This is a genomic window from Croceicoccus pelagius, from assembly GCF_001661915.1.
In the GTDB taxonomy this organism is placed as follows: domain Bacteria; phylum Pseudomonadota; class Alphaproteobacteria; order Sphingomonadales; family Sphingomonadaceae; genus Croceicoccus; species Croceicoccus pelagius.
Genome location: NZ_LYWY01000037.1, coordinates 218,759 through 234,488 on the forward strand (window position 1 = coordinate 218,759; position 15,730 = coordinate 234,488).

Annotated in this window: 11 protein-coding genes; 4 read left to right on the forward strand and 7 right to left on the reverse strand. The window is 63.5% G+C overall.

Features of this window, described 5'->3' with window-relative positions; all coding sequences use genetic code 11:
• Nucleotides 1-25: 25 nt before the first annotated feature.
• Complete coding sequence (locus A9D15_RS10495) at nt 26-1,501, reverse strand: AMP-binding protein (RefSeq protein WP_066764672.1); 1,476 nt, start codon at nt 1,499-1,501, stop codon at nt 26-28.
• A 173-nt stretch (nt 1,502-1,674) separates the two neighbouring features.
• Nucleotides 1,675-1,926: a hypothetical protein gene (locus A9D15_RS10500; RefSeq protein WP_066764673.1), complete on the reverse strand. Its 252-nt coding sequence runs from the start codon at nt 1,924-1,926 to the stop codon at nt 1,675-1,677.
• Nucleotides 1,927-2,220: 294 nt separating this feature from the next.
• Between A9D15_RS10500 and polA the strand changes: the two genes are divergently transcribed.
• The 3 genes from polA to A9D15_RS10515 all read left to right on the forward strand — a co-directional run bounded on the left by polA (nt 2,221) and on the right by A9D15_RS10515 (nt 7,738).
• Entirely contained in the window at nt 2,221-5,124 is a 2,904-nt protein-coding gene (gene polA, locus A9D15_RS10505; RefSeq protein ID WP_066764674.1) for a DNA polymerase I, read from the forward strand.
• Between the two features lie 129 nt (nt 5,125-5,253).
• The gene (locus tag A9D15_RS10510; RefSeq protein WP_066764675.1) at nt 5,254-6,564 is read left to right on the forward strand and encodes a sensor histidine kinase; all 1,311 of its coding nucleotides are present in this window, start codon (nt 5,254-5,256) and stop codon (nt 6,562-6,564) included.
• A 73-nt stretch (nt 6,565-6,637) separates the two neighbouring features.
• A complete protein-coding gene (locus A9D15_RS10515) occupies nt 6,638-7,738 on the forward strand; it encodes a mechanosensitive ion channel family protein (protein WP_066764677.1) in 1,101 nt (366 codons plus the stop codon).
• A 35-nt stretch (nt 7,739-7,773) separates the two neighbouring features.
• On the opposite strand, the gene A9D15_RS10520 is transcribed toward A9D15_RS10515, so the two are convergent.
• Nucleotides 7,774-10,077: a CDC48 family AAA ATPase gene (locus A9D15_RS10520; RefSeq protein WP_066764678.1), complete on the reverse strand. Its 2,304-nt coding sequence runs from the start codon at nt 10,075-10,077 to the stop codon at nt 7,774-7,776.
• 340 nt (nt 10,078-10,417) lie between these two features.
• Nucleotides 10,418-10,867: a COG3650 family protein gene (locus A9D15_RS10525; protein WP_066764679.1), complete on the reverse strand. Its 450-nt coding sequence runs from the start codon at nt 10,865-10,867 to the stop codon at nt 10,418-10,420.
• A 131-nt stretch (nt 10,868-10,998) separates the two neighbouring features.
• Here A9D15_RS10525 and A9D15_RS10530 point away from each other — a divergent pair, with 131 nt between their 5' ends.
• Complete coding sequence (locus A9D15_RS10530) at nt 10,999-11,988, forward strand: agmatine deiminase family protein (protein WP_082924430.1); 990 nt, start codon at nt 10,999-11,001, stop codon at nt 11,986-11,988.
• Here A9D15_RS10530 and A9D15_RS10535 read toward each other — a convergent pair.
• Genes A9D15_RS10535 through A9D15_RS10545 form a run of 3 tightly spaced genes read right to left on the reverse strand, consistent with a single transcriptional unit; the run spans nt 11,980 to nt 15,600 of the window.
• Nucleotides 11,980-14,526 carry an HWE histidine kinase domain-containing protein gene (locus tag A9D15_RS10535; RefSeq protein ID WP_066764682.1) on the reverse strand — a complete coding sequence of 849 codons (2,547 nt, stop codon included), beginning with the start codon at nt 14,524-14,526 and terminating at the stop codon, nt 11,980-11,982. The genes A9D15_RS10530 and A9D15_RS10535 overlap by 9 nt on opposite strands.
• Nucleotides 14,527-14,543: 17 nt before the next feature.
• Complete coding sequence (locus A9D15_RS10540; protein WP_066764686.1) at nt 14,544-15,173, reverse strand: biliverdin-producing heme oxygenase; 630 nt, start codon at nt 15,171-15,173, stop codon at nt 14,544-14,546.
• 19 nt (nt 15,174-15,192) lie between these two features.
• Nucleotides 15,193-15,600 carry a baeRF12 domain-containing protein gene (locus tag A9D15_RS10545; RefSeq protein WP_066764691.1) on the reverse strand — a complete coding sequence of 136 codons (408 nt, stop codon included), beginning with the start codon at nt 15,598-15,600 and terminating at the stop codon, nt 15,193-15,195.
• Nucleotides 15,601-15,730 lie beyond the last annotated feature (130 nt).

A 15,730-nucleotide genomic window follows, 5' to 3' on the forward strand; every position in this document is an offset into this window, starting at 1 on the left:
AGTTATTCGAAGAAAGAGGCCCAGGTTACTCGAAGAAAGAGGCGTAGCGTTCGCGCAGCGCCTTTTTCTGTATCTTGCCCATCGTGTTGCGCGGCATCTCGTCGATGACGATGACCGCCTTTGGCACCTTGAAGCCTGCAAGATCGCGCTTCATCTCCTCGCGCACCGCGTCTGCGTCGATTGCGCCATTGGCGCGCAGCACCGCGACGACCGCTTCGCCGAAATCGGGATGCGGCACACCGATGACTGCGGCTTCTGCCACGTCTTCGCGGTCGTCCAGCAACGCTTCGACCTCTGCCGGATAGACGTTCAGTCCGCCGGTTATGATGAGATCTTTCTCGCGTCCCACCAGTTGCACATAGCCGTCCGTATCGATCAGCCCCATGTCGCCGGTGATAAAGAACCAGTCTGCGCGGAATTCCGACGCGGTCTTTTCGGGCATCTGCCAGTATCCGGCAAAGACGTTGGGGCCTTTGACCTCCACGATGCCGACTTCGCCCTGCGGCAGCGCCTGACCTTCGCCATCGGCAATGCGTAAGTCCACGCCCGGCAGCGGCGGGCCGACAAATCCCGCCTTGCGCTCGCCATGATAGGGGTTGGAGCAGAGCATGCCCGTTTCGGTCATGCCGTAACGTTCCAGCACGCGGTGCCCGCATCGCGCCTCGAAAGCGCGGTGGATGTCGGCTGACAGCGGGGCGGAGCCGGAGATGAAGAGCCGCATGTTCCGCGCGACCTGTGCGGTAAAGCCGTCTTCGGCCAGCAGGCGGATATAGAACGTGGGCACGCCCATCATGACCGTCGCATCGGGCATGGCGGCAAGTGCGGCCTTGGCGTCGAACTTCGGCTGGAAAATCACTGTCGCGCCTGAAAAAAGGGCGCAGTGCAGCGCCACGAACAGTCCGTGGACGTGGAAGATGGGCAGGGCGTGGATCAGCCGGTCGGCAGGCGTGAACTGCCAGAAATCGACCAGCGTCTCTCCGTTCGAGGCGAGATTGCGGTGCGTCAGCATCGCGCCCTTGGGCTTGCCCGTCGTGCCAGAGGTATAGAGGATCGCCGCAACGTCGTCCCCTGCGCGCGGGACCGGTGGACTCGCGTCGGCGGGCAGATCCTCGAACAGGTCTTGCAGCGTCGTCACCGCCAGATCGCTGCCGCCGATGCGGGCGAACAACTCGCGCGAGGTATCGCGGCAGACCGCGATTACCGGCGTCGCATCGCCGACGAAATAAGCGAGCTCGCTTTCGGTATAATCGTTGTTGAGCGGCAGGTAGATCGCGCCGCAACGCAAGGTGGCGAGGTAGAGCACCAAGGTTTCGACCGACTTGTCGGTCTGGACTAGCACGCGTTCGCCCACGCGCACGCCGCGCGCCTGCAGCCTGCTGGCAAGCCGCCCCGCGGCGCTTTCCAGCTGGGCGTAAGTCCAGTTCCGCGTAGCCGTCTCGATCGCGGTCCTGTCGCTGTGTTCGGCAAAGCTGCGGGCGAAACGGTTGTAAAGGCTGGCCATCGGCGGCGGTCTCCTCGCGTTGACTTACGCAGATGCCTGTCCGGCCACCGCTATTCAAGCTCGGGCTGGTCAGGTTCGGGAGGGGCCGTTTCCTTCACCCGAACCGCAGGCAACAAAAAAGGCGCGGGAACCGAAGTTCCCACGCCCTTTTCGTAAAGCTTGAAAGCTTAGGCTCAGTCAGCCTGTGCTTCTGCTTCGGTTTCGCCCTGAACGTCGGCTTCGACTTCAGCAGCGGCTTCGTCAGCAGCAGCAGCAGCATCGTCAGCAGCTTCTTCAACTGCTTCGCCAGCTGCGTCCATGTTTTCTGCGGTGTCTTCAGCAGCCGCGTCGACGGTGGCTTCAGCCGATTCTTCGGTGCCTTCCGAGCAAGCCGAGAGCGAGAGAGCAGCGCCAGCAACGGCAGCGGCGAGAATGATCTTGCGCATGAATATGCATCCTTCTTTCGAATACTATGTGCCGAGACCCCTCAGACACATGCGATCCGATCCTCATGGACCGAACCATGGAGGCGTAAATAAACACTTCCGAATCTGGATGCAAGCGTTCTCGCACAAAACGCCACGTTCCGTATGACAGCGCATCTAGGCAATAATGCGGCGTATTGAGGCGGAATTGGGGCAATTGTCACTTTTTTGGACCCCGACCCGGCCCGATTTGCCGACATCTTTCGCCAAATCAGCGGCTGACCTTGCTGCGGCCCCCTGCTAATCCCCTTGGCCATGAGCGATGCCGACACGAAAACTTCCGCCGAAAAACCCGCCGATTCTGCGAATCGCAAACCGCATCTCTACCTTGTCGACGGGTCGGCCTATATCTTTCGCGCCTATCACCGCCTTCCGCCGCTGACCGATCCCGAAGGCACGCCCGTCGGCGCGGTCTATGGCTATACGACGATGCTGTGGAAGCTGGCGCAGGACCTCGACGATGCCGACGGGCCGACGCACCTTGCGGTGATTCTCGACAAGGCGTCGCGTTCGTTCCGGCACGACCTGTTCCCCGAATACAAGGCGAACCGCCCCCCGCCGCCGGAGGACCTCGTTCCCCAGTTCCCGCTGATCCGCGATGCGACCCGCGCCTTCAGCCTGCCCTGCATCGAGGAAGAGATGCTGGAGGCCGACGACCTCATCGCCAGTTATGCCCGCGCCGCGACCCGCAAGGGCTGGGACGTGACGATCGTGTCTTCGGACAAGGACCTGATGCAGCTGGTCGGCAAGTGCGGGGATGCCGATGACGGGGTCGATGGCGGCTGTGTCGACATGCTCGACACCATGAAGAACGCGCGCATCGACATTCCAGAGGTGCAGGAAAAGTTCGGCGTCCTGCCCGAACAGCTGGGCGACGTGCTGGCGCTCATGGGTGACAGCGTCGACAACATTCCCGGCGTGCGCGGCATCGGCCCGAAGACGGCATCGAAGCTGATCAACGAATACGGCACGTTGGAAGCCGTGCTAACCGCCGCGCCGGACATGAAGAAGTCCAAGATGAAGGAAAACCTCATCGAGCATGCGGAGATGGCGCGTCTGTCCCGTGAACTCGTGCAGCTGAAGGAGGATTGCGATCTTCCCATGGAGCTGGAGGACTTCGCGCTCGACGGCATCCCGCCCGATCCGCTGGCGGCGTTCCTGTCGAAGCACGGATTTACCTCGCTGTTGAAGCGTTTGGGCAATGGCGCGGGCAGCCCTGCGCGTCCGACCGAACTCGATCCTGCCAAGGCCGAAAACGCCGCTGCCGACGCGGTCGAGGGCGCGACGCGCCAGCCACTGCCCGAATGGCCGAAGATTGATCTCGACGCGTATGAATGCGTGCAGAGCGTAGAACGCCTCGATGCATGGATCGAACGCGCCTTTGCCGCCCACGCGGTGGCCATCGATACCGAGACCAGCTCGCTCGACGCGATGCGTGCCGAACTCGCCGGTGTTTCGCTGGCGCTTGGCCCCAACGATGCCTGCTACATCCCGCTGGGCCACGGCAGCGACGACATGTTCGCCGAAAAGCCCGAGCAGATCGCGCTGGATGTGGCGCTCGAAAAGCTCAAGCCCCTGCTGGAAAGCGATGCGGTCCTCAAGGTCGGGCAGAACATCAAGTACGACATCAACGTGCTGGCCCGTCATGGCATCGCGATGGGTCCGGTTGAGGACACGATGATCCTGTCCTTCGACCTCGACGCCGGTCGCGGCGGAGGCGGGATCGGGCAGGCGCACGGCATGGATTCGCTGGCCGAAACGCACCTTGGACATACCACCCTGACGTTCAAGGACATCTGCGGAACCGGCAAGAAGCAGATCCCGTTCAGCGCCGTCCCGCTCGACAAGGCGACGCGCTATGCGGCCGAGGACGCGGACGTGACCTGGCGCTTGTGGAAAGTGCTGCGCCAGCGCGTGGCCGACGAAGGCGCGACGCGCATCTACGAGCGGGTGGACCGTCCGCTTATCCCCGTTGTCGCGGGGATGGAGCGCGAGGGCATCAAGGTCGACCGCGAGTTCCTGTCGGGGCTCTCCTCCGAATTCGGCGGCCAGATCGATGCGCTCGAAAAGCAGATCCACGAAATGGCCGGAGAGCCGTTCACCGTCGGCAGCCCGAAGCAGCTTGGCGAAATCCTTTTCGACAAGATGGGCTACAAGGGCGGCAAGAAGGGCAAGAGCGGGCAGTATTCGACCGACCAGTCGGTGCTCGAAGGATTGGCCTCGCAAGGCGTGGACCTGGCCGCGCGCGTGCTCGACTGGCGCCAGCTGTCCAAGCTGCGTTCGACCTACACCGAGGCATTGCAAGAGGCGATCAACCCGCGCACGGGCCGCGTGCACACCAGCTACAGCCTTGTCGGCGCGCAGACCGGGCGGCTTTCGTCCACCGATCCGAACCTGCAGAACATCCCGATCCGCACCGAAACCGGCCGCCGCATCCGCGAGGCTTTCGTGGCCGAGGAAGGAAATGTCCTGCTGGCCGCCGACTATAGCCAGATCGAACTGCGGCTGGCCGCGCACATGGCCGACGTCCCGCCGCTGAAAGAAGCATTCGCGAACGGTGAGGACATTCACGCGCGAACCGCACTGGAAATGTATGGCGAGGTCACGCGCGACACCCGTGCACAGGCCAAGACGATCAACTTCGCGATCCTCTATGGCATTTCGCGCTGGGGCCTTGCCGGGCGGCTGGGCACCGATGCCGACGAGGCGCAGGGCATGATCGACCGCTATTTCGAACGCTTCCCCGGCATCCAGCGCTATATCGTCGCCACGCTCGAGAAAGTGCGCGAGTGCGGGTATTCCGAAACGCTGTTCGGGCGCAAGACGCACTTCCGCAACATCAATTCGAAGAACCAGGCAGAGCGGCAGGGCGCCGAACGCGCCGCGATCAACGCGCCGATCCAGGGCACCAGCGCCGACATCATCAAGCGCGCCATGGCCCGCATGATGCCGGCGCTGCGCGATGCGGGGCTGAATGACGTGCGGATGCTTTTGCAGGTCCACGACGAACTCGTCTTCGAACTTCCCGAAGGCGACGTTGCCGCCGCCAGCCCGATCATCGAACGGGTCATGGCAGAGGCCGCGCTGCCGTCCGTCACTCTCGACGTGCCGCTGGGCATCGATATCGGCACGGGCAAGTCGTGGGGCGAGGCGCACTAAGGGGCGTGCTCCGCCGGCAAGCCGATTGACGCCGCGTCGATTGTGCCGGACAGAAGGGCGGGGCCTGTTGTAGCCTGCAAGACGGGCGTGTGGACGGTAAACACTAGAATGCCATCGCAATTTCTCAGCATGTTGCGGTCCGACGAGACCGGAGGCACGCGCCAGCGCCGTGCGCCGATCCTGCTTGTCCTGACGCTGACGGCGATCGGCCTTGTCGGCAGCCTCCTGCTCGTCTGGTCCACCATCGCGAGCGAACGGGCAGAGCGTGCGCAGGTCGAGCGCACGAACGAGATCATGATCGCGCTTCGCGACATCGACCGTGCTGCGATCAATGCCGAAGCGGGTCAGCGCGGCTATTTCATCACGCTCGACAAGCGATACCTCGCCACATACGAGTTCGGTCGCGCGCTTTACCCCCGCTCGATGGACAAGGTGAAGGCCGAGGTCGAGGCCGCCGGCATGCTCCCGCGGCAGAAAGAGCTGCTCTCTCTGATCGAGCAGCGCGCCGACACCAAGTTCGACGAGCTGGCCAAGACGGTGGCCATGATCGATCGCGGCGAAATCCGCGACGCGCAGCAGCGTATTCTTTCCGACGAAGGCCGCATCGCGATGGAGCGGCTGAGGAATTCGCTCTCCGAAATGGAAGCGCTTGAGCAAGGCATTCTCGCTTCGGCCACGCAGGAAGCGTCGGCGGCGGAAGACCGCGTGCTGCCGCTGCTTTCGATCACGCTGCTGCTGACGCTCGGCTCGCTGGGGCTGGGCCTGTGGTCCACCGTGCGCGCCACTCATGCCGAGGCGCAGGCCGCGCAGGCTGCGGAACTGGCCGAAGCGCGCGACAGGGCGGACCTTCTGGCGCACGAACTGAACCACCGGGTGAAGAACCTGTTTGCCGTCATTCTCGCCATCGTGAGGATGAGCGCGCGTGACAAGCCCGAGGCAAAACCTGTCGTCGACAGCATTTCGGCCCGCATCCACGCCCTGCTCGACGCGCACGAGGCGACGCAGGGCAAGGGCACCGACGGGACGGCGCGGATGCGCGTACTGGTCGACAAGGTGCTCGCGCCCTATTCGGACGAGGGCAACAAGTTCGAGGTATCGGGCCCCGATGTCGAACTGACCCCGCGCGAGGCGACGCCGCTGGGCCTGGTGCTCCACGAACTGGCGACGAACGCGGTCAAGTATGGCGCGTGGTCGAACGTGGGCGGCATAATCGCCATCGACTGGACTTACGAAGGCGCGGGCGATGATCGCGCCTTGCAGATCCGCTGGCGCGAAACCTCGCCTTCGCCCCAGGCGCCGACCGACCGGCAGGGCTTCGGCTCGATGCTGATGCAGTCGAGTGCCCGCCAGTTGAGCGGCAAGATCGATCGCAAGTTCGACGATCAGGGCATGACCGTGGACATCCGCTTTCCGCATACGACGGCAGGCACGATCGCCTGAAGCGGGCCGGATCGCCTGTCCTTCGGGCCAGGGGGCGTTGAATGTTGCAGTGCAGCATCGTAGGTTCGCCGACATGCAAGCGATTCAGGACCTGCTCGCCGAAACCCCCGCGTGGATGATCGACGCCGCGATTGCGCTGGGTGCAGCCGCCCTCGCTATCGTGGCCGCGCTGGCCATCCACCGGATCATCTTCAGGATACTGCGCCGGTTCGCGAAGGGCAGCGACAGCAGCACCGACGACCTCCTCGTACGCAAGCTGACGCGACCTTCGCGCTATGGCCTCATCGCGCTTGGCCTCGTGCTGGCGGCGCGGGAAATTCCGTTGCTCGAAACGGTGTGGGAGCGGTTGGCAGGCTTCGTCATGCCCGCGCTGGTGGGCTGGATCGCGCTCGCCATCTTGCATGCCTTTATTCACGCGATGACGATTCGGGCCGATATCTCGGTCGCCGACAACCAGCGCGCGCGGCGCAAGCGGACGCGGCTGGCGATCTTTTCGCGCATTGGCACGGCGCTGATCATCTTTGTCACGGTCGGGCTGATGCTCCTTTCGATCCCCGGGGTGCGGGACATTGGCGTGACGCTGATGGCGTCGGCAGGCCTGGCCGGTCTTGCCGTCGGCGCGGCGGCGCAGCCTGCGCTGAAATCGTTGATCGCGGGGCTGCAGATGGCGCTTACCGAACCGATCGCCATCGACGACGTCGTGATCGTCGACGGCGAATGGGGCCGGATCGAGGATATCAAGACGACTTACGTGGTCGTGAAGATTTGGGACGAACGTCGCCTTGTCGTGCCGACGACCAAGTTTTTGGAAGAAACCTTCCAGAACTGGACCAAGCGCGGATCGCAGCTTCTCGGCTCGGTCATGCTTTACGTCGATCCGGCGACCGACGTTGGCCCGATCCGTGCCGAGTTCGAGCGCCAGATCGCCAGCCACGAACTGTTCGACGGGCGCGTGCAGAACGTGCAGGTCACCGACCTCAAGCCCGATTCCATGGAAGTGCGCCTGCTGGTCAGCGCCGTCGCCGCGCAGGAGCTTTGGGACCTGCGCGTCGCGATCCGCGAGACGATGATGGACTGGCTCCGTCGCGAAGTGCCCGAGGCCATCGCCAGCCAGCGCCTGCGCGCAACCGAGCCGGTGCAGATCGAAGGCGCCCGGGACTTCCCCCAAGGCTGATATGAAAAGGCCCGCCGTGATGGCGGGCCTTTTGTCTACTCGTGCTTGTTGTCGCGGGTTGGGCTCAGCATCCCCGGTGTCACGAACCCGATCGGGTTCACTTCGGCTGCACGCCGTTTCAGCTCGCCGCGCATCTTGGCGTATTCGGTTTCCATGTGGTCGGTGACCGTGGGGCGCGAATCCTTCAGCGCATCGTCGAAATCGGCCTTGTTTACCGAAGAGACGGAAGACCCTTCGCGCCGGATGGCGTTGAGGCCTGCGCGGCGCACTACGTCTTCAAGGTCAGCACCGGTGTAACGCTCGGTCTGCTTGGCGATGGCGGCCAGATCGACATCTTCGGCCAAGGGCATTGCCGAGGTATGGATCTTGAGGATGTGCAGCCGACCCGGCTCGTTCGGTGCGCCGACATAGACCAGCTCGTCGAAACGGCCCGGTCGCAGCAGCGCGGGATCGACCAGCGTGGGCCGGTTGGTGGCTCCGATAACGACGATCGACTGCAGTTCCTCCAGCCCGTCCATTTCGGCAAGGATCGTGTTGACCACGCGCGCGGTAACCTGCGGCTCGTTACCGCTGGATCCGCGAGCAGGGACAAGGCTGTCGATCTCGTCGATGAAGACGACGCAGGGCGCGACCTGTCTGGCGCGGGCGAAGAGCTTGGAAATCTGCTGCTCGCTCTCGCCGTACCACTTGGACAGAAGGTCGGACGACTTCATCGAGATGAAGTTCGCCTCCGCTTCCTTGGCGACGGCCTTGGCCAACAGCGTCTTGCCGGTGCCTGGCGGGCCATAGAGCAGGAAGCCCTTGGCCGGACGGATGCCCAGACGCTTGAACGCATCGGGGTTCTTCAGCGGCAGTTCCACGCCCTCGCGCAGCATCTCGGTCGCATCGTCGAGGCCGCCGATGTCGGACCAGCCGACCGACGGGGCCTGCACCATGACTTCGCGCATGGCGCTGGGCTGAATGCGTTTTGACGCAGAGATGAAGTCGTCGCGGATGACTTTCAGGTCATCCAGCACCTCGGGCGGAATCGTGCGGGCATCGAGATCGATGCGCGGCATGATTCGGCGCACCGCGTCGATCGCGGCCTCGCGCGCAAGGGCGGCGAGGTCGGCGCCGACGAAACCGTGCGTCGTGCGCGCCAGTTCCTTTAGGTCCACGTCCTCGTCCAGCGGCATGCCGCGGGTGTGGATGGCAAGGATTTCGCGGCGGCCCTTCTCGTCCGGTACGCCGACGATGATCTCGCGGTCGAAGCGGCCGGGGCGGCGTAGAGCCTCGTCAATGGCGTCGGGCCGGTTGGTGGCCGCGATGACGACGAGGTTTGACCGCGCCTGGAGTCCGTCCATTAGCGTCAGAAGTTGTGCGACGAGGCGCTTTTCCGCCTCACCCTGCACGTTCTGGCGCTTGGGCGCTATCGAATCGATCTCGTCGATGAACACGATCGACGGACTGTTCTTCTCCGCCTCTTCGAACACCTCACGAAGCCGCTTTTCGGATTCGCCATAGGCCGAACCCATGATCTCGGGTCCGTTGATCAGGAAGAAGTTCGCGTCCGATTCGTTGGCGACCGCCTGGGCCAAGCGGGTCTTGCCGGTGCCCGGCGGGCCGTGCAGCAGGACGCCCTTCGGCGGATCGACGCCGAGGCGAGTGAACAGTTCGGGGTAACGCAGTGGCAGTTCGACCATCTCGCGAAGCTGTTGGATGGTCTCGCTCATTCCGCCGACGTCGTCGTAGTTGACTGATGCGCGCGCATCGCGCGGTTCCTCGAACTCGGCCTTCAGCTCGACTTCGGTATTTTCGTCGATGTGAACGATGCCCTTGGGGCTGGTCGACACGACGGACAGGCGGATTTGCGTCAGCGCATAGGCGGGCGCGTTGAACATGCGTGCGATTTCGGGCGGCATGTCCTGCACGCGCTGCTGCCCGCGCGTCGCGACAAGGTCGCCGGCAGTCAGCGGGCGGCCAAAGAAGTTGCGGCGCAGTGCCTCTGCCGGGCCCTGCAGGCGCATCTCGCGCTGGGCCGGGGCAAAGACGACTCGCGTGGCGGGGCGCGATTCGGCCTTGCGGACTACGACATGCTCGCCAGACCCGACTTCGGCGTTGCCGCGTTCAAGCCCGTCGAGCCGGATCACGTCCAGTCCCTCGTCTTCGGGATAAGGCAGGAGAGCGCGGGCCGGCGTCGTGCGCTTGCCCTCGACCTCGATCACGTCGCCTTCGGTAATACCCAACGTGGCCATCGCGGTGCGGGGGATACGGGCGATGCCGTGGCCCGATTCCTCCTGCTTTGCGGCTGCGACCTGCAGCTTGACCTCGTTTTCGATCGCAGCGCCTGCGTCGGCCATGAATTCGTCCTCGTCCTGTCTGGTACAGTGTCAAAGGACGAGATGGGGAGTGGTTCCGCCGTATGCAAACAGGCGTGACAGCATGCCTCGCGGATTCGAGACAAAAAAAGGCCCGGGCGGAAAGACCGACCGGGCCGTGTAAGTTTGGGAGAGGATGCCTGTAAGGCCCCCTCTGAATGCGGTTTCGGGCGGCATCTCGCAAGTGCGAAAAGGTGAAGTATGTTTGCGAAAAATGCAACCTACGATATAAATCCATGTTTTAAAGGGTAAATTACGGATGTGATCAAAATCTGTTTGTAGTGATAGTATGAATCTGCCAGGCAAATTGTGCGACGCAGCATCAAGGTTCGGTCGGGCGGGCGCATCCCCTGAGGGTCGCCTTGCCGAGCCGCAGGGTTGCGGCGAAGGGGTAGCTGCGATCGGACATTCCGTCGGAACACGGCTCTTCCGTAACGGAAAGCGTCAGTGCCTCACCCTCCAGCGTTCCCGACAGGGCAAGCTCGTCGCGCTCGGTCTGCTCGCGCTGGATCTCGATCTGCCGGCCTTCCTGATCTTCGGGAGTCATGTAGCGCAATTTCCCTTCGCTGACGTGAATGGCCCAGAACGGTTCTGTGCCGAGCACGCGAAACGACTGCGGGAAGCGCGATTCGCCCGTTAGTGGGGTGGCCGCTGCGTTTGGCGCGGGGGTAGGTTCGCTCTCCGATCCGGTTGGCTGGGGCTCGGGATCGGCGCCGCACCCCGCGATGGACAGGGCAAGGCACGCGGCGAAGAAGGGCTTGGTCGAGGTCATGGCCAAGGGGCTACCAGATGGGGAACGCAACGGCGAGCGGCCTGTTCTCGCGTGAATAGAGCCATTGCCTGCCCGCGCGGCCTCTGGCACCGGTGCCCGCCTTACCCGAACTTCAGGACGGAAAGCCCTACATGACCGACAATTCTTGGCGGATGCCGCCCGAATGGCACGCGCAGGACTGGATCTGGATCGGCTTTCCGCATGATGCGTCGGAATGGTCGGGCGTGATCGACCAGGCACAGGAGGAAATCGCCGCTTTCGCCAACGCCGTGGCGGAGACGGGGCAGGAAGTGCGCCTTCTGGTCCGCGACGGCGCGAACGAGATGCGCGCGCGCCAGTTGACGAGTGCAGCGGTCAAGCTGGAACGGCGGGTCTATGGCGATGTATGGCTGCGCGATACCGGCCCGCTGGTGCTGTCCGACGGCGCGGGCAATCGCTCGGCACGCCGGTTCGGCTTCAACGGTTGGGGCGGCAAGTACCTGATGGACGGCGACCAGACCGTGGGTGCGGAACTTGCCCGCGATGCCGGACTGCCGCTGGAAACGTCGGACTGGATCCTCGAAGGCGGAGCGATCGACGGGGATGGCACGGGGCTGGTCGTCACGACCGAACAGTGCCTGCTCAATACCAATCGCAATCCGCAGATGTCGCGCGATGATATCGAAGGCCGGCTTGCCGCCGATCTCGGCATGGAACGCGTCGTCTGGCTGGGTGAAGGGCTGCTCAACGATCACACCGATGGCCATGTCGACAATCTTGCCCGATTCGTTGCCGAAGGGACGCTGGCGCTGCCGGTGCCGACCGGACCGGACGATGCCAACCGCGCGATCTATGCCGATGCGCGTGAGAGGGCGAGGGCGGCGGGTCTGAAAGTCGTCGACGTGCCTTCGCCCGGCCTCGTCACCTCGGGCGATTTCGTCGAGCCTGCCAGCTACATGAACTTCGCGATCACTACGCACATCGTAGTCGTGCCGACTTACGGTACGGTGCACGACGCGGACGGGGTAGCGGCAGTCGACGCACTGTTCCCCGACAGGCGCGCGGTTGGCATTCCGGCACGGGCGGTTCTGGCCGGCGGCGGCAGCTTCCATTGCGCCAGCCAGCAGATGCCGTCAGTCTGACCCGGCCTCGGGGTTCTTCTGAACCGCGAGTTCGGCGAGCGCCTGCCCCATCTGTTCGGTGCCATAGGGCTTAACGATCATCGGGACGTGTTGGAACCGCTCGGGCATTACATCCTCGCCGCCATAACCGGATGCAAAGATGAAGGGGATGCCCGCGTTCATCAGCTTTTCCGCCGTCGGTGAAGAGTTCTCGCGCCCCAGGTTGAAGTCGAGCACGGCAAGATCGATCTGCCGCTCTTCCAGCACCTTTGCCGCATTGCCGTTGTTCGCAGCAAGGTAGACTTCAGCCGCGCCCAGTTCACGCAGCGAATCTTCCGCATCGAGAGCGATCAGTGCGCTGTCCTCGACCAGCAGGACATGTTTTCCGGTAATCAGGGCTTCGCCTCCTGCCTTGTTGGCGGGGACCGCCTTGTGAATTTCCTTGCCGCGCGATCGGACGACATAGCGCCCCGGAATTACGAACCGTCCTTCGAAACCGGCAGTCTTGTAGAACGTCTGCGCTTCACCGCCGAGTTCGTGGGGAATCGAATTGTCGATCACGGTCGTGCCGAAGCCGCGCCGCTTGGGCGGCATCACGGCAGGGCCGCCGATCTCGCGCCAGTCGATCGTCAGCGCGCCGTCTTCGCCCACGTCCCAATTGACGTCGACCGAGCCGCTGTCGCTCAGCGCGCCGTACTTGGCCGCGTTGGTGACGAGTTCGTGGATGACGAGAGCCAGCACAGTGAACGCATCGGGCATGATCGCGATGTCGGGCCCGTTCATGCGGACCGACTGGCGCTCTTCCTGAAAATAGGCCTTTGCCTCGGTAGCGATCAGGTCTTCCAGCCGCGCCGGCCCCCACTGGTCGGCAGTAAGCTGGTCATGCGCGCGGGCCAGTGACTGGATGCGCGAATCGAGGGTGTTGATGAAGGCGCCCACGTCGTCCACCTCGCGGCTGGTCTGCCCGACGAGCGCGCGGATCAGCGCGAGGATGTTGCGGACGCGGTGATTGAGCTCGCTGATGAGCAGCTTCTGCTGCTCGCTCGCGCGGCGGCGGTCTTCGCTCGCCGCCTCGGTCAGGCGCAGGACGACTTCGAGAAGCGTCGAACGCAGGGTATCGGCCACCCGCATCTCGGCTTCCGAGAACGGGACAGCTTCGCCGCGGACAAGTTCGGACCATTCCTCAAAGCTCTTGCGCGGGGTCAGGCGCGCGCCGTTGGGACCGTACTCGATCTCCTTTTCCTGGTTCCCCGCCCAGCGCACCGAGCGCAGGCGTTCGCCGCGGAAAAGGACGACGTAGTCGCGCGGGCGGCGCGAAATCGGCACCGCAAGAAGACCCGCGGCGCGCGAGCTGTATTCCTCTGCTTCGGGCAGGATCTCGCTGATCCGGTTGGTCGTGAAGATCTGGCTTGCCTCACCCCGGTTGAGGACATTGGCAAGGCGGCGGAACTGATCCTCGTTCGGGGTCAGTCCGCTCAGCGAGATCTTGTCCTCGACGAAGACGCCGACACCGTCTGCGGGGATCGCGTCGAGTACGAGGTCGCCCATCCACTGCGCGTCGGTCAGCCTGTCGGTGTCTCGCGCAGCGGCGGCCATAAGGCGGTCCGCGACGCGGCGGGCCTTTTCCTCGTAGGCGTTTATTTCCGACCGCAACCGGCTTTCGAGGACGAGCGAGAACATCTGGCCGAACAGTTCGGCCGCGCTACGCTCGGCAAAGCTGGGCAGCCGAGGGCTGTAGTGGTGGCATGCGAAAAGGCCCCACAGCTTGCCGTCGATGATGATCGAGATCGACAGCGAAGCGCGCACGCCCATGTTCTTCAGGTATTCGACATGGATCGGTGATACGGCGCGGAACAGAGAGAGCGAGAGGTCCAGCGGCTCGGTCTGGGTGACCGGTTCGATCGCCTTGGGCTCGTCGTTTACATCGGCGATGATGCGAAAGACATTGCGAAGGTAAAGCTGGCGCGCCTGTTTCGGGATATCGGAGGCGGGAAAGTTGAGACCAAGGAAGCTGTCGATCCCCGGCTCAAGCGCCTCTGCCACGACTTCGCCTGATCCGGTGTGGCCGAAGCGATAGACCATCACTCGGTCGAAGCCTGTCAGAAGGCGGACCTGCCGCGCGCCTTCGCGCAGTATGTTCTCAATCGTTTCGGTCGACTGGATGCGCGTTATCATGCTGCGAACGAGCGAAGAAACCTCGATCTCGTCGCCGCGGGCAGTTTCGCACTCAATAATGATCGAGCGGCCCGAGAAGTGGATCGCGACGTCGAACGACTTGGCGTCGGAGATCAGCTTTACCGAGAACAACCGTTCTACCGCATCGTCACCACGAAGGCTGCCAACGCGGGCGCGAAGCGAGTTGAGTGCATGCGGCAGGAAAATGTCATGCAACGGACGGCCCAGAAGGCCAATCGGCTCGATACCCAGATAGGGTTCGGTATTGGCCGCGCGCTGGATCATCCAGTCCGCGCCGACCGCAATCAGGAAGCCGATGGGTTGAATATTGCCGGGAATATGGATCGGTTCACGATCGCAATTGGTCAGGTCAACCGCGTCCATGCCCGTTTCGGGTCGGTTCAACGAAGGTCCTCCGTCATCGCGACCGCACCCCTGCGGAATGCGCGGAACGTATCTATAGCCGCGTCGGTGACTTCGTCCAGCCAGTCGGCGCCCGTGCAGGCATCGTCGAATGCTGCGCAAAACGATTGCCAGTTGCCGCCCATGTCGGGATCGGGCGAAAGGTAGCGGCGCGGCGTGCCTGCGGGAAGCCGATCGGACAGAACCCTGCCGCCAAGGCGCGAGCCTTCGAGCACATATTGCACGCCCCATGCCGTGACCGGGGTGACTGAAAAGGCGATCATTGGCGCAGGCAGCGGAATGCCGAGCGCGGCGAGATCGTCGGCAAGACGCGGATAGCGCGGATGCCAACCCTGCCAGCCGAGGCCCGTTACGCGCAATTCAAGACGCGGCAGCGCCATGGCATGTGCGGTCAGGAAAGCGCGGTAATGGTCGATATTCTCAAGATCGAACGGCGCGAAAGCCGCCTCTGTCGCCTCGTGCTCTTCGCGCGTGCGGTCGCGCAGCACGAAGCGCGCGGTGCGTCCGCGATTCTCAAGCTCTGTCACAATGGCTTCGGCGTCTGCCGCGCTTTCGCGGGCAGGCGCCGTGTTGCGATACTGGGTTTGGGTAAACTGCGACCCGTCCATCAATAGACGTACTTTCTGATCAGTCGGAGAGGAGGACTTTTTCGATCCTCGCAACAGGCTCGCCCGTCAGCGTCTTTGCCTCTTCGGCAACGAGCACGGCTTCAAGCGACTTGTGATAGTGGCGGCGCATTTCACCCAGCGTTTTGGGATCGGCGGCAATGGCCAGCTTGTCGATCTTGCCCTGCAGGACGGCCTGATTGAGATATTCCGCAACGGCGGCCGCATGGGCCAATTCGTTGAGATCCGTGCTGCCCTTGCGTTGGCCGATATCGTCCTGGTGACGCACGCCTGCGCTGTAGTTCGTGCCCTCCACGTCGGGACGGTCGATAGCGGTCAGGGAGGGCGAGTTGGGCGAACCGTCGTTGCGCATCAGGGTGAAGCTGGCGCCATCGACGATGGCGAGATGAGCCTTGTGCGGCAGTCGCATGAGTCGTCCTTTTCGGATTGTTCGCGTTATCGTTCCCTTTGGCAACGCGTGAAGCGGTGTAAGTGTCCCGCTGGGCGTAAAATTCGATGTTAAGTTGCCAAATCTGCCGCAGGGCGGTGCAACACCGGGG

Excerpts from the sequence above, each read along its gene's own strand:
- A9D15_RS10545 (WP_066764691.1), bottom strand. The coding sequence starts at position 15,600 with ATGCGACTGCCGCACAAGGCTCATCTCGCCATCGTCGATGGCGCCAGC.
- A9D15_RS10535 (WP_066764682.1), bottom strand. The coding sequence starts at position 14,526 with ATGGACGCGGTTGACCTGACCAATTGCGATCGTGAACCGATCCATATT.
- A9D15_RS10525 (WP_066764679.1), bottom strand. The coding sequence starts at position 10,867 with ATGACCTCGACCAAGCCCTTCTTCGCCGCGTGCCTTGCCCTGTCCATC.
- A9D15_RS10495 (WP_066764672.1), bottom strand. The coding sequence starts at position 1,501 with ATGGCCAGCCTTTACAACCGTTTCGCCCGCAGCTTTGCCGAACACAGC.
- A9D15_RS10520 (WP_066764678.1), bottom strand. The coding sequence starts at position 10,077 with ATGGCCGACGCAGGCGCTGCGATCGAAAACGAGGTCAAGCTGCAGGTC.
- A9D15_RS10515 (WP_066764677.1), top strand. The coding sequence starts at position 6,638 with ATGCAAGCGATTCAGGACCTGCTCGCCGAAACCCCCGCGTGGATGATC.
- A9D15_RS10540 (WP_066764686.1), bottom strand. The coding sequence starts at position 15,173 with ATGGACGGGTCGCAGTTTACCCAAACCCAGTATCGCAACACGGCGCCT.
- A9D15_RS10510 (WP_066764675.1), top strand. The coding sequence starts at position 5,254 with ATGTTGCGGTCCGACGAGACCGGAGGCACGCGCCAGCGCCGTGCGCCG.
- A9D15_RS10500 (WP_066764673.1), bottom strand. The coding sequence starts at position 1,926 with ATGCGCAAGATCATTCTCGCCGCTGCCGTTGCTGGCGCTGCTCTCTCG.
- polA (WP_066764674.1), top strand. The coding sequence starts at position 2,221 with ATGAGCGATGCCGACACGAAAACTTCCGCCGAAAAACCCGCCGATTCT.
- A9D15_RS10530 (WP_082924430.1), top strand. The coding sequence starts at position 10,999 with ATGACCGACAATTCTTGGCGGATGCCGCCCGAATGGCACGCGCAGGAC.